The sequence below is a fragment of the Nostoc sp. DedQUE07 genome (assembly GCF_034530975.2).
Lineage (GTDB): Bacteria > Cyanobacteriota > Cyanobacteriia > Cyanobacteriales > Nostocaceae > Nostoc.
The window spans coordinates 17,059-38,064 of the sequence record NZ_JAVRCC020000039.1 but is presented as its reverse complement, the minus strand read 5'-3'; the positions used below and the strand labels follow the sequence as shown (position 1 = coordinate 38,064).

The following is a 21,006-nucleotide window of genomic DNA, read 5'->3' as shown; positions in this document are numbered from 1 at the left end:
CAGATATTTCAAATGCCTCAAGAGCAGGAACAAGAATTTCGTCCAGTCAATCAGGTTCTAGGAAGCCAACCTTCACTAGGGCCAATTCCTGCCGATCAAATTCTTCCTTGGACGGTAATTGCTTTAGCCTCCTATTTTACTATCAATGGAATTTTCGGGGGGTTTTTCCAAGAAGAATTTCAAAAATGGTTGTGGACAGTACTAATGACTGGTTGGGGAATCGGAACTTGGTGGATATTAACTGGTGGTAGGAGTTGGAGTTTTTTAAGTAAATTTATCGGGGTTCCCACTTGGACAAGAGGCTTTGCTCGTTATCAAAGCTTATTGGAAGTTAACCATGAAGCAAAAAATCGGAAAACAAAGCGTCAGCGTCGCCGGAAATGAAAGTAGATTAACACCATTTGAAGATGCCTTGCACTTGGCAACAATGCTGCGTGTTGCAATGAATGGACGTGATATTGGCGCTTACCTGTTGACAAAAGGTACTCAAAAAGATCGGTTCTGCTTTGTTTTTGGTTTTGATTGTAAGGGAATTCATACCACCTTAAGACCTGAACAAATTGATACACTTTTTAATAACATTGAAGCCGGATTAAAAGACATTCCTAGTGGTGAAAGGATGACGCTGCACTTGGGTTCTTTTAGTTCAGATAAAGAGCGCCAAAAAGAGTTAGCAACATTAATCAAAAATGCATCATCGCGAGATATCAAATATTTGTTAATGGCGGAGAGAGCCAGAATTAAAGAACTGACTGTTTCTGGGATTCGTAAACCTAAATTTTTGCGGATTTATGTAACTTACACCATTGAATCTAACTCGCAACACGCAGATGATTGGATAGAAAAGCTTTTAGTCAAAGCTGAATCCTGGTGGTTGAAATTTAAAGGCGATCTTTTAGAAGTAGAAAATCAACGCATCGAAACCCTGATTACAAATGCTTACAACCAGGGTTTTCTGCGGTGGGAACAAATCTTATCTAACAAAATGGGATTGGATGTCAAACCTTTGACTGCTAATGAACTCTGGGGAGAAATCTGGAAAAGGTTTAATGATACGCAGCCAATAGATATTCCCCAATTAATGACTTTAGATGAACAAGGATTACACGAACAAGTTAATTCAGATTTAGCTAGTACTAAGTTACTTCTAGATAATATCCACGGCACAACTTTGCTGATGGAATCTAGTGTACCTTGCGCCGATCGCCGCTGGGTTAATGTTAACAATCGTTATATCGGCACACTGTCATTTTTGGAAAAACCTGGCGGTTGGCCGAATAAATCGGCTCAACTGCGCTATTTATGGGAACTGTTGGCTAGAGAAACAGTAATAGATACAGAAATTTTTTGTGAATTGACTGCTGCTAATCCAGCATTGGTAAAAACGACTCTCCAACGAGTACTGAAGCAGTCAAACATGACAACGATTTTGGCTCAAGAAAAAAGTAAAACTATTGATGTCAACGCTCAATTAAAGTTGAAGAAATCGGTAGCAGCACAAGAACAGTTATTTGAAGGTGCAGTCCCGATTTATACGAGTATTGCTATTTTAGTGCATCGTCCGACTTTAGAAAAATTAGATGAGGCGACAAGATATATTGAAAACTGTTTTCAACGTCCAGCCAGGGTAATTAGGGAAACTGAATATGCCTGGAAAATTTGGCTGCAAACTCTACCGATAGTTTGGGAAGGTTTGTTAGCAACACCCTTTAACCGTCGCCAGCTATATTTAACCAGTGAAGTTCCGGGATTAATGCCGCTAGTTTTAAGTAAAAAAGGTGATAGACAAGGCTTTGAGTTGATTGCTGAAGAAGGCGGAACACCCATACATTTAGATTTATTTAATCAACACAAAAATTTAGCTTTATTTGCGACAACTCGTGCTGGTAAATCGGTGTTGGTATCAGGAATTTTAACTCAGGCTTTGGCGCATGGGATTCCGGTTGTGGCGTTAGATTTCCCTAAACCTGATGGCACATCTACTTTCACTGACTACACAGAGTTTATGGAGGGAAATGGAGCCTATTTTGATATTTCCAAACAATCGAATAACTTATTTGAACAGCCAGATTTACGATCGCTAGAAGCAGAACAACAGCGCGATCGCTTTAACGATTATACCGCCTTCCTCGAATCAGCGTTAATGACAATGGTTTTAGGATCGTCAACTGAAAGTCAAATTTTATCGCAAACCGTGCGATCGCTGCTCAACTTAGCTTTAGAAGCCTTTTTTAGAGATGAGGGCATCAAAGAGCGATATCGACAGGCGATGGAAGGAGGATTTGGCACTCTTGCTTGGCAGAAAACCCCCACTTTAAAAGATTTTCTCTTTTTCTGCTCGCCAGAACACTTGCAGCTAAGTTCTTTAACTGGCAGAGTAGAAGATGCTCTGAGTCAAATTCAGTTGCGCTTACGCTTTTGGCTTTCTAGCCGCGTGGGACAAGCCATTTCTGCACCATCCAGCTTTCCTACTGATGCACAACTTTTAGTTTTTGCTCTCAGAAACCTATCAGATAGTGAAGATGCAGCCGTACTATCCTTGAGTGCTTATTCAGCCGCACTCCGACGCGCATTAAGTAGTCCAGCTTCCATATTCTTTATTGACGAAGCACCAATTTTATTTGAGTTCGAGCAAATTTCTGATTTAGTTGGTAGAATTTGTGCGAACGGTGCTAAAGCCGGTATCAGAGTCATCTTATCAGGACAAGATCCTGACACCATTGCTAAATCTAAAGCTGCATCGAAAATATTGCAAAACCTGACAACACGGTTGATTGGACGCATTCAGCCAGTTGCAGTAGATAGTTTTGCAGACATCTTGAAATATCCCCGCCAAGTTATTTCTCGTAATGCCTCAGAAAGCTTTTTTCCCCGCAAAGAAGGCGTTTATAGCCAATGGTTATTAGATGATAACGGTACTTATACATTCTGTCGTTACTATCCAGGTTACGAGCAATTGGCAGCAGTTGCTAATAACCCTTATGAACAAACTGCACGTAGTCAAATGATGCAACTTCACAGCGATAAATATGAAGCAATTTCTGCGTTTGCACGTCAGTTAGTGGCGAATCTACGTAGTAGTTAATTGAATTATATAAGTAGTTAATAGTGAGTCAAACAAATTTGGATTTTATATTTCTGATAGTGTAGTATTAGTGAGTTACCAATGTATTTTAGATTTACTGCACCCATTCTTGGGTTGTAGCTTAGGAATTTTAGATTTTAGAATAGCGTCGGGGATTGAACCGAAAAACTAATTCTATTATCCAAAATCCAAAATCAGAACGGTTCAAAAGCTAAATTTTTACCTCACTACATAATGTAGTCTACCTTTCTCAGGCACAGATGTATGCAAAAAACTACCATTTTTACTTTTACCTTGCTATCTCTAGCAATATTACCAGCAGTTGCACAAATTCAGACGGGCGGATTAGGCCAGGTTTGGAGTGACTTTCAATCATATTCCCAAGATATGCAAGATTACTTTCAACATAATAATTTGAAAAATACCTTAAATCCTTTAGAACAAGCCCAGAGTCAAATTGCTATTGACAGTGCCAAAGGAGATTTGAAGATACCTAACCCCGTTGCTGCGGGACAAAAAATTCGTGATGATTCAATTAACTACTCTTATAATTCAGATGCTAAATCAAGTCGCTTTGAGAATAATGCAGCAGTACGGGGAAATTTAGTTAGTAATGAACTTAATCGTATAATTACCCGTGGAGTAGCGGTAGGTGTTCTCGGTAAAAATGGACAAATTCGGACAAAAACGAAATTAGAAAATACCGAGAAAAGTCTGGAAGATATTGAGGGACTTGCTCAGCAAACAGACGATAATAATAGTACATTGATCAATACAATTAAAGGCTTTGCTAATGCAAGTAATGCAACGGGTGAAACGAAAGCTCTTTCAAGTTTGGCAGAATTGCTAGGTTTGAGTCAAGTGCAAATTCTGAAAATTCAACAGGAACAAATAAAAATTGTAGCTGAAACATTTGGTCAGACATTACAAAATAATCAGGCTTTGCAATATTCCAACTTAAATTTAGCAAATATTTCTCAGCAAGCAGAAGAAGCTAATCGCGCTCGAAGAGTAGAAACATCTACAGAAGCAGCGAGACTTTTACGAGCGACTTCTCAACTAGATTTGTTTGGCAGAAACGTTAATAATAAGGATTTGAAGCTAAAAAAACTTTAACTTTCCAGAGAACTTTTAAAATCCTTTAACCTATAACAAGCCAACAGAAACTCTAAAAAAAGTTTGGTAGAATGCGTTACCTTCCTAACGTACCCTACTAAATCTCAGAAAACAGCCTATAAACTCAAAATGCAATTTGCTATTAAACTAATTTTTGCCCAAGTAGGTATCGATCAGATTCTCGATAGTGGTGCCGCAACTTCCCAAAGTATTGCCGAAGGTTGGGACAAACAATGGCTGGATTTATTACAAAATAACACCAGTAATAACTTGTATGGAGCGCTGACAAATCTGGGTATTTTTTTCGCTGTAGGAACGTTGTTATTTTTTATGATACAATTCCTCAAAGACTTAATATCCTACGAATATACCCGTCCCATATCAGCTTTAATTTGGCCTTTTATTGTGGTAGTACTTTTAAGTAATTCAGGCAATGGAAGTATACTGTCTAATCTGACGCTGGGAGTGCGGAATTTTTTAAACGGTGTGAATCAGCAAGTAGTGGTTTCAGCAGATGCAGATAAAATCTACCAGCAAGCACTGAATATGAGTGTTGCTGAAGAAGTAGCTGGTTCTTTACTACGTCCTTGTCAATCTCTTACTGGCGAACAACAAAGTCAATGTTTTGTGAAAGCTGCTGAAAAAGTTAACGTTCTCTGGCAGAAATATAGAGAGATTTATGGAAATAAAAGCTGGATCGATAGACTACAGACTAAGGTAGATAATATCAGATATGGCACTGGCATTGTATCAGAAACATCTTTTAATTCTCTGTTAGGTTCTACAGTGCAAACGAGCATCAAAAACTTTTTAGTTTCCTTACAATATGCCTTCCAAAATTTGATAGAGGCTACTATGTTGTTAATAGCAGCTTTAGGGCCAATAGCTGTAGGTGGATCTTTGCTACCTGTAGCTGGCAAACCGATTTTTGCATGGCTGACTGGATTTTTATCTATTGGAATCGCCAAAATTTCATTCAATATTATTGCTGTGCTAACTGCCGCAGTGATTGTCAATGGCCCAGGTCAAAATGCTAGTGTCGATCCAGATTTAATGTGGTTCATAATTTTTCTGGGAATTTTAGCACCAATTTTATCTTTAATTGTGGCTGCTGCTGGTGGTTTTGCAGTCTTCAGCGCAATTAACAGTACGGCTTCTTTAGTTAAAGAGAGGATATAGGAAATTAAAAACTAAAAATGAATAATGCTGCAAGTGTTGTAAATAGTAAGTATATGCAAAACATCATATATAATAGCTGAAGTTTTTGCAGTAGGAGGTGAGGAAATGGTGCGTTTACTAGAAAAAAGACAAAAACCGGCAAGTGTTTTGACGTTTTTTGCGATCGCAACCTTCAGTTTACATATATTAGTTTTATTTTTATTCTTATTACAAGGGCTAAATATCCGCCAACTCAGTCTGAGAAAACCTCCTAACTTTGTGCAATTAATTAATGGTAAACCAGTAGCTAATATTGATGATTTAGCAAGAGAACCAGAAGCAATTCGCCAATTTATCAGCAAAACGATGATCTCAATGTTTAGCTGGTCTGGAACCTTACCACCACAAAATATTGAAGAATTCGCAAGCCCCAAACCAGATTTAGGAATACTGATTAACACACCTCAAGGTGGTAGTCAAAAAATTAGTACCAGTAGTTGGGTAGCTAGTTTTGCTTTATCAGAAGACTTTCGCAAAGGTTTTTTAAGCACAGTTGCAGAAATGACACCGCCAGAAGTTTTCTCGGAAAATCCCAACCAAGCGATGACTTCACAACTAGTAATTAAAAGAGTTTATCCGCCAAAACAAATTGCACCAGGTAAGTGGCAAGTGGGTATGGTAGCCGACTTAGTTCAAAAAAATCGAGTTGGTGGTGCAAGACTTATAACTCCTTTTAATAAAGATTTGCTTGTACGTGCAGCAGATTATTTTGCTAATCCCCAAGCCGACAATAGCACCGACTTGCAAAAAGCAATTTATAGTGTCCGTGCTGATAGACTAGAAATTTATGAAATTCGGAATTTATGTTTGCTAGATAACTACAATCCGAACAAAAATCAATCACAACAATGTATAACTGGACAAACATCTGATAGTTTTATCAGATAATCGATTTTTTACATTAAGATAGTTCAATTTATACGATTCATTATTAATGCAATTACTCAAACCAGAAAATAATAAAAAAAATAGCCCTTTACCGTTGTTGGCAGTAGGAACCTTTGGTTTACATGTATTTACCTTACTGTTACTAATATTTCACTGGTCTATGTTACAACAGTTAGGCCGACAACTCACACCTCAAAGTTTAGTGCAACTTGTTGATGGTCATGCGATAACGGTAGACCCCCAACCCAATTTAGAGCGGCAACCAGAGACGATTCGGCGCTTTGTGGGTGAAACTATGAGTTTAATGCTTACCTGGTCACAACAACAGCCGCCAACACAAGTCTGGGAAATTACTTCACAACTGGTAGCTGATGATTTTAAAGATAAAATGAAGTCAGAAATTACTAATTTAAATCCAGATAGCCAATTTGAAAATGTTAATCGAGGAGCTGAGAATGTTTTAGTAATCCAAAAAGTTTCTCAACCTCAAGAAATAAGTAATGGAAGCTGGAAAGTAGAGATACTTGCCAATCAATTAATTTTTAACAGTTATGATAAATTAGGGAAATCAGTTTCCTTTAATAAACAAATTTTAGTTAGAGCAATAGATCGACCTGTAACTTCACTACCAAATGCAGCACTACCGTCGCAGTTTGCAGCTTACCGCCTTGGGGAAGCCAGATTAGAAATTTATAATATATGTGAAATTAAAGATAATAATTGTTCTGGAAATCCAAACAAGGCTCTACCATGACCCGATACTCAATTCCTGCCGAAACGCCTCCCCAAAATGGATTTACTCTAACTACCGACGATCGCCAACCAGAAGTAGAATCTGTAGATTGGGAATCGCGGATGTCAAAGTTGGTCGGTTTTGAAGAAGAATCTTCTAGTGACACTGAAAAATCAGAAGACTCTGCAACGCCGCCAGAGTCGCTATCTCTTCCACAAGAAGTTCAGACTAAGCAAGCACTCTCATCTAATCCCTTTGCCAAGTTAGGCTTGGTAGGGGCTGCTACCTTAGCGATCGTTTTGGTAGGTGGTGTGTTTTTGTCTCAGTTGTTCAGTGGTAGCAATCAAAAGCCAAAAACTATTGTTTCTCCACCAGTGCAAGAGCAGCCTACTGATGAATCCATATCTCAACAGATGGAAGCCCAAGTAGATACTCTCAAAACGAAATTAGCTCTGACAGAACAAGCACAGATGGTGAAAGATGCCCAACAACAGCTGAGAATTGCCAAATCAACGCCGATAGTAGCTTTACGACAACCCTCAGTTAGCCAAAAAGCGATCCCAACACCCCCACCAACAGCTTACGTCCCTCGGACAGTGACAGTTGAGCGCATCATTAGAGTACCTACTTCTCAACCTTCGCGATCGCCTCAGCCACCAGTTGTGAACCCCACTCAACCAGTAGTTAATGTAACTCCAGTAACTCCACCATCTCCACCAAGCCCATTTGCAGAGTGGGCAAGGTTAGCAAAGTTAGGTAGCTACGGTCAAGTAAATCCTAGCAATCAACCTACTAGTAACATAGCTACTTTGGAACCTGCAACCAATGCGCCGCCACAGCAAGAGGCAACAAATCCCAATCCCGAACAAAACACCCCACAACCGGAAAATTCTGCGGTAAGCCAAGCTCAACCGCAGGGAGAAAAATCTGTAGCAGTTGGGAGTAGTGCTAAAGCTGTGTTAGCGACAGCAATATTTGGAGAAACTACTAATAAATCAGGCGGTGGTGGTGATGCAGATGAAGCGAAAAACGTATTTGTGATCCGATTGAAAGAACCACTAAAATCTACTGATGGTGCGATCGCTCTACCTGCAAACACCGAATTTTTAGCTGAAATTGGTTCGCTTTCCGAACAAGGTCTTTTGCAGATGAACGTAGTCAAGGTTATCTCGCAAAATAATGGCAACCCTGTAGAACGAAGCTTACCCAACAATGCAATTATTCTTCGCGGTACTCAAGGTAAACCTTTAATCGCAAATAAATATCCCGGTCAAAGTTCATCAATAGCCTCGATGGATGCAGGACTATTTGTTTTGGGAGGTATTGCTAAAGCAGCAGAGCTAGTAAATCGTCCTGATACCAGAGTTCTGCCTTTATATGGCGGTAACCTCAGCAACATCGACTCTAACGGCAATCCTATCGAGAACGACAACAACGGCAACAACGGCAACAACGGCAACAACAACGGCTACGTTACTGGTTATACTACTATCACTGAGAATAAACGCAACCTTGCAGCCGGGGTTTTAGAAGGTGGTATGAACTCTGTAGTACCCCAAATTGCCCAACGCAATCAACAGGCGATCGCCCAAATGCAACAGCAAGGTGGTGTGTGGTTTTTAGCAGCAGGCACAAATATTGAAATATACGTTAATCAACCAACTCAATTTTAAGGGTTAATATTTATAGCAATTTTAGATATTTGCAACCATGAAAAAGAATATTAAATTGTCAGGAGATAACCCAAAACGTTCTTATTTCCTACCTATAGCTTCCTTAATTTTCTCGGTTGCTATGTTCTGGTTGGTAGGTCGTGCTGTAGCTAATAACGCCGTTCTGCGTTCCATCTTTTCCTGTCAAGCACAAGGTTTAGGGGGACTTGTACCTACGGTTGATGTCTGGTATCAACAAGGAACAAACTTAAGTTTTATTCCGGCTGGAGAAGTAATTAAAAAAGTTTGGTTAAATGACCCATCACAGGTAAGTATGGATTTTGATGGGCCAGTATGTATGCAGTTCGGTCAAGAAGCTAATAATAATTCAGGAGATTGTAAAAACTCCGCAGCAAATGTAATTCAACTCAGACGAATTCAAAAACTGGACATACCTGGACTTCCTCCCACTAGCAATACACTTTTAACAGTTGTTACCGAAGCGCAAGGTAAAAACAAGTTGTATACTTTTAAAGTGATATATAAAACAGATAATCCTGAATATCACACCTTAGCAATTTTTCCCGATCCTTCTGGACAGGAAGGAGCTTGTTCGAGAGTTTTACAATAAAGTTATAGCAAAATTACCTGATAGCCACAGAAGTTTCGCCTCAAAAAAAGCATTAATATCTACGTATATCTGCATTGTGGCCGATCGAAAGCCCTGTTATAATTCCCTGCTTCTAAAAAACGGTTATACCAATTCTCTAAGAAAATGCGCCTAATTATTTTGGGAGATAGCGAATTATCTTAAGAAAACCTTTGCGTACCTACCCTGCAAGAAAGCGTACCACTTCGTGGAAGCAAGCTACGCGTAGCGTCTCGTAGATAAGCGCCTATGCGCTAACCTCCGCGTACCTACCCTGCGGGAAGGCGTACCACTTCGTGGAAGCAAGCTACGCGTAGCGTCTCGTAGAAAAGCGCCTATGCGTTGAAAAAAATCTATGATTTGGCGCTGCTTTATAAAAAAACGGTATTAGGAAAAATTTAAGTCTTTGGGCAGTTTTCTTTCTTTACGTAGCACGGTTAAGATGACGTGTGAGCTAATCTTGTAGTGCAATCAATTGAAAAGACGCTATAACTTAACAGATTTAACTGACTCAGGCAGTTTTAGCCGACATCTTTATAAATCTTCAGACAAAAACTAACCACAATTTCCAAATCCGTGTAAATATAAAGAAAAGCTTAAGAGGTTACAGACTCATGGTGACAGCGAAAATGATGCAACAGCTTTGGGCTGTAATCGAGTCTACCCAGGTCAACACCCTGCTCCAGTTTGACGATGCTGCTTTAGTACAATTGCTTCTCCAGCAGTTAAAAGCGAAGCAGGGGCTTGATTCCCAGGCAGATAGCACGCTCAATACTTACATAAAATCTAAACTGCCTCTAATTCGTGATACGGCTGAAGGTCGATTATCTTTAGGGCAAGGCGGCAATCATTAGTCCGAAAAATCAAATGATTGCTCGCTACCAAGCATACGCTCAGAGTTGAAACAGTGGAATATTATGAATAACTGGCTAGTAATTGCCCTAGTAGCTTATCTAATTGGAGCAGCGATTGAAGGGGTGAGTACAGCCAGTCAGCTATCTCATTCAATGCCAGAACTAGCTAAAAACACACAAGCTCATCCTTCAGAGTCTGACACTGAGTTTAGTTCAAGTTGGCGAGTTCTGGCCGCCATCGCCTCAGTGAGTATTTGTGGAGCTTTTTTGTGGCCTTGCCGCCTTTTCCACCGTTTAATTAAAGGCAATGTTCGTTCGTAAGCCTAAAATATCGATACAGTAATTTTGAAAGAAGCTCTATCCTTCTGAGAGATGAGTTTTGAGTTTGGCTCTCATTTACCTATGATGCACTTTGTTCGGGTTCTGTCGCTACAGGTTGCCCAATTTTTGGCTCCGTTCCCGCAAACAGTCGTTCGATATTAGTGCGATGGCGCAAAATCACATACAACCCGCCGGCAATCCCAAACAGAATATAGGGTAAGGGTTGATGCAAAATTACCATGAAAATGGAAACTGCGATCGCACCTACAATTGAACTTAAAGAAACAATCCGCGATATTGCCACAACGACGGCAAACACACCCGCTGTTGCTAAACCTATCTGCCAACTCATTGCCAACAAAATTCCCAAGCTGATAGCAACGGATTTACCACCAGTAAAGCCTAAAAAAATTGATTTACTATGTCCCAGAATGGCAGCTAACCCAGATATTGTGACTAACCACGGTTGCCATAGTTGTACATCTACCGTTGGAGGGATATAATTTTTAATTGGTTCAAAGTTGAATAACCAATAAACTAGAGCGATCGCTAATACTCCCTTTAAGGAATCAAGTACTAAAACCAATGCTCCTGGCCCTTTACCCAAAGTTCTTAATACATTAGTTGCGCCAGTGGAACCGGAACCAACTTGCCGAATATCAATACCTTTTAACTGCTTCACAGCAATGTAGCCAGTGGGAAAAGAACCCAGCAGGTAAGCTATGACCACAATTGCTCCGCACAGAGTTAACCAAATAGCCATAATACAATTCAAAATTCACGCATTCAAAATTCAAAAAAGTCAAGAGTAATATCTCTTGACCAATGACCAATGACTAATGACTAATGACTAATGACTAATGACTCATTTAAAAGTCATCATCATAGTTTCTCATGGTTTTGGGGTCAGGAGCAAAAGCTAACCACAAGGGAAATTGCAGCAGTGACAAACTGATTTGCTCTTCTGAATCGTCAATGATAATTAAAGGCAATTGATTGGCTTTCGTCAATCGGTCTGCTTTTTGAGCGAGAGCATCAGACGCCTCAAATAATACCACACCCCGGTCTGGGCCGAAATCTGGGCGACCGATTCCTAGACAATCTTGCAAGCCGCGCCGCCATTCACCTAATCGCTCCGGTGTATTAGCTAAGACTAAAGTACGGACGCGATCGCCATACAGCTTGTGTAATATCGAAATTGCAGCTGAGGCAATCAGAATATTTTGTAAGCGGCTACCCATTGTCCGCAAACCACCCCGTCCTCCTTGGGTAAAAAACCAGTTGGAGATTCGTTCAGCGTGGATTGGTTCAAAGGTACGGCGTAGTTGCCACGGTGGCCCGTAGTAATCTGGTTTATTGCGGTATTGGTCAATGAGGCGGCGAATTTGCTTTGTCGTATCTTGAAACTGCTGTTGGGCAAATTGGGGTATTCCAGGTTGGGGTTCAGCTGGTTTAGGCTCTTTTACAGCTGGTTTTTCTCGTTCCACTACACTTGGCGTTAGTTGCAGCTGTTCAGCAGCAGAGGCCAAATCCTGTAAGCTACCCGTGAGATAGTCTTTAAAACCTTGCACCCGAATTGCCAAGTCTTGGGATGTACCAGCAAAAGTGGTTCGCATCTCATTGCGGATACGTTCTTGACGGCGTTCTAGTTGTTCTACAGAAATTTGCAGGGTTTGTTTGCGTTGTTCTAACTGGACTAGCGACTCTTGCACGATTCGCCCCAGTGAGGTTTGAGTTTCACTCACTTGTGTCTGAAGGTTTTCGTAAGAAGCTTGCAGCTTGGCTATTTCTGACTTGAGAACTGCTTCAGCACTCTGCAACTCTGCTATCCGCTGCTCTGCTTCTACATATAATGAATGATTTCCCGATCCTATTTCAGACCCCAGAGCGACATTTTCTCCTTCTAACTGCGCTACAAACTCGCCATTTGAATTTTCTGTTAGCTCTACTGTAGAATCTACCACTTCTGCACTGGAAATGAGTGGCTCAAAATTTGTGTAGTCCTCTGATGATGAGCTAATGGCTTTTGTGTCTACCACTGACTCAACTGATGGATTTACTGGATGTTCAATTGCATTGTTCTCTTCTGGTTTTTCTGCCAACCGCTCATCAATTGGTTCTGGGGTTTGAGATGCCTCTGGGTTCATAAACAATAGTGTAATTCCTATGACGCGAATAAATAGCTTTCAGAAATATTACAATTGACCTGCCATAAAAGTCCTGAGCATGAGTGCTGAGTTCTGTCTGAGTCTATATCAAAACGACTCAGCACAGATGGCACTCAGCACTAAATACGCGGACAACGTTGTTCTAAACAAGTTTTCAAGGTGTTGGGGTCAAATAAAATTGGCAAAAAGTGAATACTTTTAATTTCTTTAAAGTAAAACAAAATGGGGACTCTATTCCAAAAGATCCGCCAGTTTTGCCATTCTTGGTAGGGAAAGCGTCGAATCAATTTTTCGCCTCTATAAATATCTAAGTCAGTAGCGGTAAATTGCAAACGCAGCGTTAACGCCTGAAACATGAGAAACAAACCAAACAGCGTGAGAACGGAGCCTACCCAAGGTTGTACCAACAATAGTGGAATCGCGGCAATCACTAACACTATCGGTATGTTGTAACTAGGCTTGAGTTCCACAGTTGATGTGGAGTTAGAAGCAAATGAACTGGTCACAGTCTTAAATCCTGCTTTGTTTATTAGGCATCTCTCCTATTTTAGGAGTCAGGAGTTAGAAGTTAGAGTTAAGAGTTAAGAGTGAGGAATTTTAACTCATAACTCATACTCATAACTCCTCACTCCTCCCTTCTAACTTTTATAGCCCTATGAATGCACTGCCAGTCCCCTGAAACATTAACCAAGAAAGAAAGAAGTTGCTCACAAATATAATCAGTAAGGCAGTCACAACAGCTGTTGTAGTTGACTGTCCTACACCTTTGGCACCTCCTGTTGTCGTCAACCCCCAACTGCAACCAATTACAGCAATTAAAATGCCAAAACAACAAGCTTTAATCATGGCGCTAAAAATATCCCAGATGCCAAGAAAGTTACGGGCTGAGTCGAGAAATACCGTATCAGACAGGTTGTAGATATTTGTCGCAACTAAAAATCCTCCGAACATCCCTGTCACCAAAGACAGAAGGGTTAAAATTGGTAGCATGAAACAGCAAGCAAGAACGCGGGGGATAACCAGATAATCAATTGGATCTGTTCTCAACATCAACATGGCATCGATTTGTTCTGAGACTCGCATGGTACCGATTTCTGCTGCAAAAGCAGAACCAACTCGTCCGGCCAAAATCACTGCTGTCAACACAGGAGTGAGTTCTCGTGTCAACGCTACAGAAAGGACTCCGCCGATAATGTTTCCGGCACCAAAGTTAATGAATTCTCGCGCCACCTGAATGGTAAACACCGCACCAACGAAAATAGCCGTCAATAAGGCAATAAATAAGGAATCTGGCCCAACTGCTGCCATTTGTTCTAAGGTATTGCGCCGATGGATTTTGCCTCTCAATAGGTGAACTAGTACTTGCCCACCCAGAAAAATCGCCGCCAGCAGCCGCTGACTCCATTCCCCTAAACTGGATTTGGATGTAGTCTGGTTCAATGTTCTGTAGCTAACTCGGTAACTGCCTTAAGAATAGCGGAAGTCATGGGAATGGGGAATGGGGAATGGGGAATGGGGAATGGGGAATTGATCATTTATTATCCTCTGCCCCTCTGCTCCCCTGCTCCCTTGCTCCCCCAAAAAGACTGAATATTAACTTAGATTAAAGATGTTCTCAGAAAATAAAGCTGTTCTTAAACGTGCTGCAAAGCAATAAATAAGTAGTACTCTTGGTTATAATCTCCATTTTGCAAGGGTTTTGTAGATTTCAGCCGCTTTTTTTATCCCCAGCATGGGCTGTAACTGCTAGCCTTTTATTTTAATGAAAACTTAAGATTTTTGACAGATTCGCTGCTCTGGAGCGATCGCTCGTATTGTAGAAAATGACAAACCGCTATCTTGCTCTTGTCATCTCTACTCACGGAGTTTGTCTTAAATGACTATTTTCACTAACTTTCTCCGCTCCCTACTACTCACAATCATTTTTAGTTTTGTCCTTCCCATGTTTTTCGTTGGCGGCGGATTGCTCGTTCTATCCCTCATTGGGCACTTCCCTGGCTTACAAGATTTCACTGAGGCGATCGCAACTCAGATTATCCATTTTCTCGCCACCTTCGGCAGTGGAACTCCCCTATGCGGATTATTTGTAATTAGCTTAACCTGTAGTTTCGTTGGGGCACTGTTTGATATGTTTGTCTATTATCGGTATCAAATATTACGAATAGATTCTTAAGTAGTGAAATCGCTTCATCAGGAGATTATTGGGCTGTAGAAGACAGGAAAAAGTGATATTTCCCAGAGTGAAAGTACTACTAGTCTATAACCTAAATAGAGATTAGTGTTGCTGAATGAATTTGGATTAATTAAATTGAGTGTTGAAGTAATTGATTAAATATTTATATATTCATTAGTTATTAGTTATTAATTACTGACAACTAGTAAACGTGCGCGAACGCAAGTAAAACCAGTCCTCAAACATTCAAAAAGCCGGAATAACAAGGCATTGAGAAGTTTTAATTTTGCAAAATAGCTAAAATAGCCTTTCTAAATCATCAGGTTAACGCTAAACTAGAGTTTGGCATTTTATGCTAGCTGCAATCTTTGAGGATTTGATTAGTATTAATCGAGAATATCAAATAAAACTCACTGAAAAATATAAAAATTTCCTTAAAATTCTGATGAACACAATGCCTGCTCATGTTTCTTAACAGAGGAAAGCAGGTCGTCTGACCGTTGGGGATATTATATTGAATTTATTACGAGGTATGTTGACAGCTCATGGTTTGGCCGTTTAAGCCCAAGTTTAGAAAACAAATTGCGCGGATTGAAATTACTGGTGCGATCGCCAGTGCTACTCGCAAACGCGTCCTAGAAGCCCTGAAAACTGTAGAAGAAAAAAAGTTTCCGGCATTATTGCTACGTATCGATAGTCCTGGCGGTACAGTCGGAGATTCCCAAGAAATCTACAGTGCCCTGAAGCGTTTACGCGAGAAAATCAAAATTGTCGCTAGCTTTGGCAATATTTCGGCTTCTGGAGGAGTATACATCGGTATGGGAGCCGAACACATCGTTGCCAACCCAGGTACAATTACGGGTAGCATTGGTGTGATTCTGCGTGGGAATAACTTGGAACGCTTGCTAGAAAAAATTGGTGTTTCCTTCCAGGTAATTAAGTCTGGCCCTTACAAAGACATTTTGGCTTTTGACCGGGAACTGACCGAACCAGAAGAAAACATCCTGCAAGAGTTGATTGACACAAGTTATCAGCAGTTTGTCCAAACGGTAGCTGATGGCCGTTCTTTAACGGTAGAAGCTGTAAAAAGTTTCGCTGATGGTCGGATTTTTACTGGACAGCAAGCCCTAGCCTTGGGTGTTGTAGACCGCCTGGGCACAGAAGAAGATGCCCGTCGTTGGACAGCAGAACTGGTTGGTCTCGATCCAGAAAAAACTCTCTGCTATACCCTAGAAGAACGTAAACCCTTATTGAGTCGCTTTATACCAGGGAGTCGTCAGTTTTCATCAGGAATTGGGGCTGGTATTGATTGGCTCGAATTTGAAATGTCTACTAGTGGTTTACCTCTGTGGTTATATCGACCCTAAATATGAGTTAGGAGTTATGAGTGAGGAGTTATGAGTTAAAAATCCTAACTTTTCATTCTCAACTCTTAACTCCTCACTTTTGTGTTTTAAGGAGGATTTTGGCGTGGACTGGCAAATGCGGGCTATTCGCGGAGCAACAACCGCTTCAGAAAATACTGTTGAGACAATCCGAGAAGTGGTTACAGAACTACTAGATGAACTGGAAAATCGGAATCAATTCCAGCCAACGGACATCATTAGTGTGACTTTCTCAGTGACACGCGATTTGGATGCAGTTTTTCCAGCTGCGATCGCAAGAGCGCGTCCTAGTTGGGATAATGTGGCTATGTTGGATGTGCAGCAAATGCACGTCGAAGGCAGCTTACAGCGCTGTATTCGGTTTTTAATCCACGCCTATCTGCCAGCCTCCGCCTCAATTCATCATATTTATTTACGCAACGCCGCTAGCTTGCGTCCCGACTGGAGTTTGCCTCAGATACAAGCATCACAGCAAGCAGTTAAATCAAAAGTGTAAAGTACTTAATATTTTTCAGATGAAATCCAGTCTTCCAACTGTAAATTAAAAATGCGGCTGTAGTGACGAGTATTGTTTGTTACTAAAGTATAATTTTCTCCAATTCCAACACTAGCAATTAGTAAATCAAATTCAGCAATAGTTTGTCCTATTCTACGAAGTTCTGCTTTTAATTCACCATACTTTCTTAGAGCAGGATCGGTTAAAGGTACAACGGGTAAGTTTTGAATAAATTCTTCTGCACGAGTTAAATTTTCCACTACTCGTTGAAAATTATAAGCATCAAAATATAACTCAGCAACAGTGATGCTGCAAATATAAATTTGCTCCTCATTTAGGATTGCTATAGTTTACAATAAGTTTTGTTACATTTTTCCACCCGGAAAGAAAAATTATACAGCAGGTTGGTTTTTAAGTGAAATTAAAAATGCAGTACGGGAGCATCAGATATAAAAAGCTTCTGCCTCCTGCCTCAAAACCCGTAACTTTGTACTTCATGCAAATGAAAACTGCTATATGTATATACGCAGTTGGTATGATTATTTATGACTAAATATAGCTCCTTTGGTAGTTTCATTACTTAAGTAAGAAAGCGTAAACATTACTCGTGTAAGATAAATAAGCTGATAATCTCAGCGATTGTATCAAGTAAAAATATAGTTCTATTGGATATGCGATCGCATATCTTCTTAAAATAATGCCAAACTCCAACTTGAAAGATGACTCATTATGGTTCAAAAATGCAATTATTTACGAATTAGGTGTTCGCACATTTGCTGACAGTAATGGTGATGGTATTGGTGATTTTCCAGGGCTGACAGAAAAACTAGACTATTTACAAGATTTAGGTATTACTGCCATTTGGTTGTTACCTTTTTTTCCTTCACCACTCAGAGATGATGGTTACGATATTGCCGATTATACTAGTATCAATCCTATCTATGGCACGCTAGAAGACTTTAAAGCGTTTTTGAGCGCTGCTCATCAGCGCGGTATTCGGGTAATTATAGAATTAATTATTAACCATACCTCTGACCAACATCCTTGGTTTCAAAGAGCACGTCGCGCCCCGAAAGGAAGTCCGGAGCGAGATTTTTATGTTTGGAGTGATACTCCTGAAAAATACCAAGAAGCGCGAATTATCTTCCAAGATTTTGAGACATCTAACTGGGCTTGGGATTCAGTTGCCAAAGCTTATTGCTGGCATCGTTTCTATTCCCATCAGCCGGATTTGAATTATGACAATCCCTTGGTGCGCGAGGCAGTATTTGATGTTCTAGATTTTTGGTTGGAGATGGGTGTAGATGGACTACGTATGGATGCTGTGCCTTATCTCTACGAACGGCAAGGAACGAACTGCGAAAACTTACCTGAAACCCATGCGTATTTGAAGGAGTTGCGATCGCATATCGACGCGAAATTTCCTAACCGGATGTTACTAGCTGAGGCGAACCAATGGCCTGAAGATGCAGCAGAGTATTACGGTGCAGGGGATGAGTGTCACATGAACTTTCATTTTCCCCTAATGCCGCGTTTGTTTATGGCAGTGCGGATGGAAGATAATTTCCCGATTGTAGATATTCTTCAGCAAACTCCATCGATTCCTGATAACTGTCAGTGGGCATTGTTCCTCCGCAACCATGACGAACTGACTCTAGAAATGGTGACAGATGAAGATCGCGATTTTATGTATGGGGCCTATGCACAAGACCCAATGATGCGGGTAAATTTAGGCATTCGCCGCCGATTAGCGCCGCTTTTGGGCAACGATCGCCGCCAAATTGAGTTACTCAATAGTTTACTGTTATCTCTGCCAGGAACCCCCGTACTTTACTACGGTGATGAAATTGGCATGGGAGATAACGTTTATCTAGGCGATCGCAATGGTGTTCGCACACCTATGCAGTGGAGTTCTGACCGCAACGCTGGTTTTAGTCGCGCCAACCCGCAACGCTTGTATCTACCCGTCATCGTTGACTCAGAATATCACTACGAAGCACTCAACGTCGAGGCACAACGGACTAATAGCAATTCTCTTTGGTATTGGATGAAACGTTTACTCGCTACTCGCAAACGGTTTGCGGCATTGGGTGAAGGGCGTTTTGAATTGGTACAGTCTAATAATCGCAAAGTTTTTGCCTTCAGCCGGATTACCTCTGAAGAAGATGTCTTAGTAGTAGCAAATTTATCTCGTTACGTACAAACGGTGGCGTTAGATTTATCAGCCTTCAATGGACTAATACCAATAGAAATTTTTGGTTCCACTGAGTTTCCACCAATTACAGAATCGCCCTATTTCCTCAGCTTAAGTCCTTACGGGTTTTACTGGTTCACCTTACAACGTAAACCTAGCTCAACTCAAGAGCCTAAACCCCAAGCAGATTTAGTAACTCTGCTGGTAAATGGTTCATGGCAAAATGTGATTGGGCAACGAGAGTCAAAAAGCGTTCTAGAATCAACACTGCGGGATTACCTCTATACCTGTAGCTGGTTTGGCGGCAAAACTCAGACTGTACAATCAGTACAAATCATTGAAGCGATTTCTTTACCCTATAACCAGCAGATAGCTCAAATTGTTTGGTTGCAGGTAGATTATAGCCAGGGAAACCACGAAACTTATCTGTTATTTCTCGCCTATGCAGAAGGTGAGCAAGCAACGCATCTTTTGGCAGAAATGCCGCAAGCTATAATTGCACGGCTTGAGGTGCAAGGCAAAATAGACGCTCCTCCACCCAATACTCAAGAAGTTGGAATTTTATTTGATGCTTTAGCAGACAAGAACTTTCTCACCTCACTGCTAGATGATGCGATCGCTAATCATCACTCTTATAAAGGGATAACCGGAGAATTATTTGGCACTACTACTGATTCATTCTCCGAATTGCGCCGACAGTTAACCAATCATGAGCCGACTGTTCTGAATAAAGAAGAACAAACCAATACTTATATAATTTATGGCGATCGCTTGTTGTTGAAACTCTTCCGCAAAGTCGAGGAGGGTTTGCACCCAGATTTAGAAATCCGGCGTTTCCTATACCAGAAAAAATGCTTGCAAAACTCAGTTTTCCTCGCTGGTGCTTTAGAGTACCGCCGTGCAAATAAAACAGGCAATAAAACTGCCCTACCTACGACTATAGGTATATTACAAGAGTTTATTTTAGATATCCGTAGTGGCTGGGACTACACACTTGATAGTTTGCAAAAGTACTTTGATTTAGTGACCACAGAACACGCTACTATTGCCGAAGTGCCTCTGCCATCAGGTTCTTTGTTGGATTTACAGAGAATTGAGATTCCCGAATTGGCAATTGCAACTATCACTTCTTACTTGCAAAGTGTTGAGCTGTTGGGTAAATCCACAGCTGAATTCCATATAGCGCTGGCTACAAATATAGATAGCTCAGACTTTGCTCCAGAATCTTTTTCATCGCTTTATCAACGTTCGATATATCAAAGTGCACGTAACTTAACTGGACAAGTATTTCGGTTGTTAAAAGAACGAGTAAAATACTTGCCAACCAATACTCAACCATTAGCATTAGAAGTTCTTAATAGCCAAGATAAAATATTAGAACGCTTTCAGTTAGTTGTCGGGCAAAAAATTACTGCATTGCGGACTCGTCATCATGGAAACTACCATTTAGCGCAAGTATTTTACACAGGAAAAGACTTTATTATTCCTGATTTTGAAGGTAAAGCAGATCGTAGTTTCAGCGAACGACGCATAAAGCGATCGCCTCTACAAGATGTAGCAGGAATGTTACTATCTTTCAACTATGCAGTTAACCAAGCTCTGGGCTATCAAGAAGAATCTGGAATGATCCGGCCTGAAAATTTACCCCTTATAGAACAATGGGGACAGTTTTGGTATACCTGGGTCAGTACTAGCTTTTTGAACTCTTATTTAGAAACTGCTAATCAAGAATCTTTCCTTCCAAACACAAGAGAAGAACTAGATGTGCTGCTTTTTGCCTATCTTCTAGAACAAGCGATTGATGCACTAGGCTATGAACTAAATAATCGCTCCGATCGGCTAGAAATTCCACTCCAATTTATTCTGCGATTAGTGAGTGAAACTGCTTAGGGATTTCCAAGAAATAATTTATCCAATATTGTAGGGTGGGCATCTTGCCCGCCCATAATTCCGGGCGGGCGAGACGCCCACCCCACAAGAGTTTTAAAGCTTGTTTTGCTCTTTCGTGGTGAGTGTCTTTTTTATCAATAAGGGCTAACCAAAATCCTGTATCAACGATGTTCATATTTATTAT

General features: G+C 40.7%; 20 protein-coding genes. 14 read left to right on the top strand and 6 right to left on the bottom strand.

The annotated features are described in order from the left end of the window. The first annotated feature begins 12 nt into the window (after nucleotides 1–12). The 10 genes from RMZ95_RS24655 to RMZ95_RS24610 all read left to right on the top strand — a co-directional run bounded on the left by RMZ95_RS24655 (nucleotide 13) and on the right by RMZ95_RS24610 (nucleotide 10,516). Nucleotides 13–384 (top strand): hypothetical protein, encoded by a 372-nt coding sequence (locus RMZ95_RS24655; RefSeq protein WP_322671318.1) that lies wholly within the window; start codon nucleotides 13–15, stop codon nucleotides 382–384. After that, nucleotides 338–3,085, top strand: coding sequence for a hypothetical protein (locus RMZ95_RS24650; protein ID WP_322671317.1), 2,748 nt, complete (start codon nucleotides 338–340; stop codon nucleotides 3,083–3,085). Before RMZ95_RS24655 ends, RMZ95_RS24650 begins: the two co-directional genes overlap by 47 nt. Before the next feature lie 264 nt (nucleotides 3,086–3,349). After that, nucleotides 3,350–4,201 carry a hypothetical protein gene (locus tag RMZ95_RS24645; RefSeq protein WP_322686872.1) on the top strand — a complete coding sequence of 284 codons (852 nt, stop codon included), beginning with the start codon at nucleotides 3,350–3,352 and terminating at the stop codon, nucleotides 4,199–4,201. Nucleotides 4,202–4,330: 129 nt separating this feature from the next. Then, nucleotides 4,331–5,380, top strand: coding sequence for a hypothetical protein (locus RMZ95_RS24640; protein WP_322671315.1), 1,050 nt, complete (start codon nucleotides 4,331–4,333; stop codon nucleotides 5,378–5,380). A gap of 105 nt (nucleotides 5,381–5,485) precedes the next feature. Further along, the gene (locus RMZ95_RS24635; RefSeq protein ID WP_322686873.1) at nucleotides 5,486–6,307 is read left to right on the top strand and encodes a hypothetical protein; all 822 of its coding nucleotides are present in this window, start codon (nucleotides 5,486–5,488) and stop codon (nucleotides 6,305–6,307) included. Between the two features lie 46 nt (nucleotides 6,308–6,353). Next, complete coding sequence (locus RMZ95_RS24630) at nucleotides 6,354–7,061, top strand: hypothetical protein (RefSeq protein ID WP_322671313.1); 708 nt, start codon at nucleotides 6,354–6,356, stop codon at nucleotides 7,059–7,061. Continuing rightward, nucleotides 7,058–8,713 (top strand): hypothetical protein, encoded by a 1,656-nt coding sequence (locus tag RMZ95_RS24625; protein ID WP_322686874.1) that lies wholly within the window; start codon nucleotides 7,058–7,060, stop codon nucleotides 8,711–8,713. Before RMZ95_RS24630 ends, RMZ95_RS24625 begins: the two co-directional genes overlap by 4 nt. Nucleotides 8,714–8,750: 37 nt before the next feature. After that, entirely contained in the window at nucleotides 8,751–9,323 is a 573-nt protein-coding gene (locus tag RMZ95_RS24620; protein ID WP_322671311.1) for a hypothetical protein, read from the top strand. A 632-nt stretch (nucleotides 9,324–9,955) separates the two neighbouring features. Next, the gene (locus RMZ95_RS24615; protein WP_194043059.1) at nucleotides 9,956–10,195 is read left to right on the top strand and encodes a hypothetical protein; all 240 of its coding nucleotides are present in this window, start codon (nucleotides 9,956–9,958) and stop codon (nucleotides 10,193–10,195) included. A gap of 63 nt (nucleotides 10,196–10,258) precedes the next feature. After that, nucleotides 10,259–10,516: a hypothetical protein gene (locus RMZ95_RS24610; RefSeq protein ID WP_322686875.1), complete on the top strand. Its 258-nt coding sequence runs from the start codon at nucleotides 10,259–10,261 to the stop codon at nucleotides 10,514–10,516. Between the two features lie 79 nt (nucleotides 10,517–10,595). Here RMZ95_RS24610 and plsY read toward each other — a convergent pair whose 3' ends face one another. From plsY to RMZ95_RS24590, 4 genes are all read right to left on the bottom strand, one after another. After that, a complete protein-coding gene (plsY, locus tag RMZ95_RS24605) occupies nucleotides 10,596–11,279 on the bottom strand; it encodes a glycerol-3-phosphate 1-O-acyltransferase PlsY (protein ID WP_322686876.1) in 684 nt (227 codons plus the stop codon). Nucleotides 11,280–11,385: 106 nt separating this feature from the next. Then, a complete protein-coding gene (locus RMZ95_RS24600; protein WP_322686877.1) occupies nucleotides 11,386–12,663 on the bottom strand; it encodes a DUF3086 domain-containing protein in 1,278 nt (425 codons plus the stop codon). Nucleotides 12,664–12,803: 140 nt separating this feature from the next. Beyond that, on the bottom strand, nucleotides 12,804–13,190 hold the full coding sequence (locus RMZ95_RS24595) for a DUF3119 family protein (protein ID WP_322671307.1): 387 nt from the start codon (nucleotides 13,188–13,190) through the stop codon (nucleotides 12,804–12,806). A gap of 139 nt (nucleotides 13,191–13,329) precedes the next feature. Further along, a complete protein-coding gene (locus RMZ95_RS24590; protein WP_322667978.1) occupies nucleotides 13,330–14,124 on the bottom strand; it encodes an MlaE family lipid ABC transporter permease subunit in 795 nt (264 codons plus the stop codon). A 436-nt stretch (nucleotides 14,125–14,560) separates the two neighbouring features. Between RMZ95_RS24590 and RMZ95_RS24585 the strand changes: the two genes are divergently transcribed. From RMZ95_RS24585 to aroH, 3 genes are all read left to right on the top strand, one after another. Then, nucleotides 14,561–14,857 (top strand): hypothetical protein, encoded by a 297-nt coding sequence (locus RMZ95_RS24585; RefSeq protein ID WP_322671305.1) that lies wholly within the window; start codon nucleotides 14,561–14,563, stop codon nucleotides 14,855–14,857. Between the two features lie 545 nt (nucleotides 14,858–15,402). Then, nucleotides 15,403–16,224 carry a signal peptide peptidase SppA gene (gene sppA / locus RMZ95_RS24580; protein ID WP_322686878.1) on the top strand — a complete coding sequence of 274 codons (822 nt, stop codon included), beginning with the start codon at nucleotides 15,403–15,405 and terminating at the stop codon, nucleotides 16,222–16,224. 103 nt (nucleotides 16,225–16,327) lie between these two features. Then, complete coding sequence (gene aroH, locus RMZ95_RS24575; RefSeq protein WP_322686879.1) at nucleotides 16,328–16,738, top strand: chorismate mutase; 411 nt, start codon at nucleotides 16,328–16,330, stop codon at nucleotides 16,736–16,738. A gap of 5 nt (nucleotides 16,739–16,743) precedes the next feature. Here aroH and RMZ95_RS24570 read toward each other — a convergent pair whose 3' ends face one another. Continuing rightward, on the bottom strand, nucleotides 16,744–17,079 hold the full coding sequence (locus RMZ95_RS24570) for a PIN domain-containing protein (RefSeq protein ID WP_409883711.1): 336 nt from the start codon (nucleotides 17,077–17,079) through the stop codon (nucleotides 16,744–16,746). Between the two features lie 356 nt (nucleotides 17,080–17,435). On the opposite strand from RMZ95_RS24570, the gene treS reads away from it, so the two are divergent. After that, complete coding sequence (gene treS / locus RMZ95_RS24565) at nucleotides 17,436–20,822, top strand: maltose alpha-D-glucosyltransferase (protein ID WP_322686880.1); 3,387 nt, start codon at nucleotides 17,436–17,438, stop codon at nucleotides 20,820–20,822. Here the strand turns inward: treS and RMZ95_RS24560 are convergent. Further along, nucleotides 20,791–20,997: a hypothetical protein gene (locus RMZ95_RS24560; protein WP_322686881.1), complete on the bottom strand. Its 207-nt coding sequence runs from the start codon at nucleotides 20,995–20,997 to the stop codon at nucleotides 20,791–20,793. The two genes, treS and RMZ95_RS24560, sit on opposite strands and share 32 nt — an antisense overlap. Between the last annotated feature and the right edge of the window lie 9 nt (nucleotides 20,998–21,006).

Bases quoted from the DNA above. Each gene is read 5' to 3' on its own strand.
- RMZ95_RS24655 (WP_322671318.1), top strand. From the start codon at position 13: ATGCCTCAAGAGCAGGAACAAGAATTTCGTCCAGTCAATCAGGTTCTA.
- RMZ95_RS24650 (WP_322671317.1), top strand. From the start codon at position 338: ATGAAGCAAAAAATCGGAAAACAAAGCGTCAGCGTCGCCGGAAATGAA.
- RMZ95_RS24645 (WP_322686872.1), top strand. From the start codon at position 3,350: ATGCAAAAAACTACCATTTTTACTTTTACCTTGCTATCTCTAGCAATA.
- RMZ95_RS24640 (WP_322671315.1), top strand. From the start codon at position 4,331: ATGCAATTTGCTATTAAACTAATTTTTGCCCAAGTAGGTATCGATCAG.
- RMZ95_RS24635 (WP_322686873.1), top strand. From the start codon at position 5,486: ATGGTGCGTTTACTAGAAAAAAGACAAAAACCGGCAAGTGTTTTGACG.
- RMZ95_RS24630 (WP_322671313.1), top strand. From the start codon at position 6,354: ATGCAATTACTCAAACCAGAAAATAATAAAAAAAATAGCCCTTTACCG.
- RMZ95_RS24625 (WP_322686874.1), top strand. From the start codon at position 7,058: ATGACCCGATACTCAATTCCTGCCGAAACGCCTCCCCAAAATGGATTT.
- RMZ95_RS24620 (WP_322671311.1), top strand. From the start codon at position 8,751: ATGAAAAAGAATATTAAATTGTCAGGAGATAACCCAAAACGTTCTTAT.
- RMZ95_RS24615 (WP_194043059.1), top strand. From the start codon at position 9,956: ATGGTGACAGCGAAAATGATGCAACAGCTTTGGGCTGTAATCGAGTCT.
- RMZ95_RS24610 (WP_322686875.1), top strand. From the start codon at position 10,259: ATGAATAACTGGCTAGTAATTGCCCTAGTAGCTTATCTAATTGGAGCA.
- plsY (WP_322686876.1), bottom strand. From the start codon at position 11,279: ATGGCTATTTGGTTAACTCTGTGCGGAGCAATTGTGGTCATAGCTTAC.
- RMZ95_RS24600 (WP_322686877.1), bottom strand. From the start codon at position 12,663: ATGAACCCAGAGGCATCTCAAACCCCAGAACCAATTGATGAGCGGTTG.
- RMZ95_RS24585 (WP_322671305.1), top strand. From the start codon at position 14,561: ATGACTATTTTCACTAACTTTCTCCGCTCCCTACTACTCACAATCATT.
- sppA (WP_322686878.1), top strand. From the start codon at position 15,403: ATGGTTTGGCCGTTTAAGCCCAAGTTTAGAAAACAAATTGCGCGGATT.
- treS (WP_322686880.1), top strand. From the start codon at position 17,436: ATGCCAAACTCCAACTTGAAAGATGACTCATTATGGTTCAAAAATGCA.
- RMZ95_RS24560 (WP_322686881.1), bottom strand. From the start codon at position 20,997: ATGAACATCGTTGATACAGGATTTTGGTTAGCCCTTATTGATAAAAAA.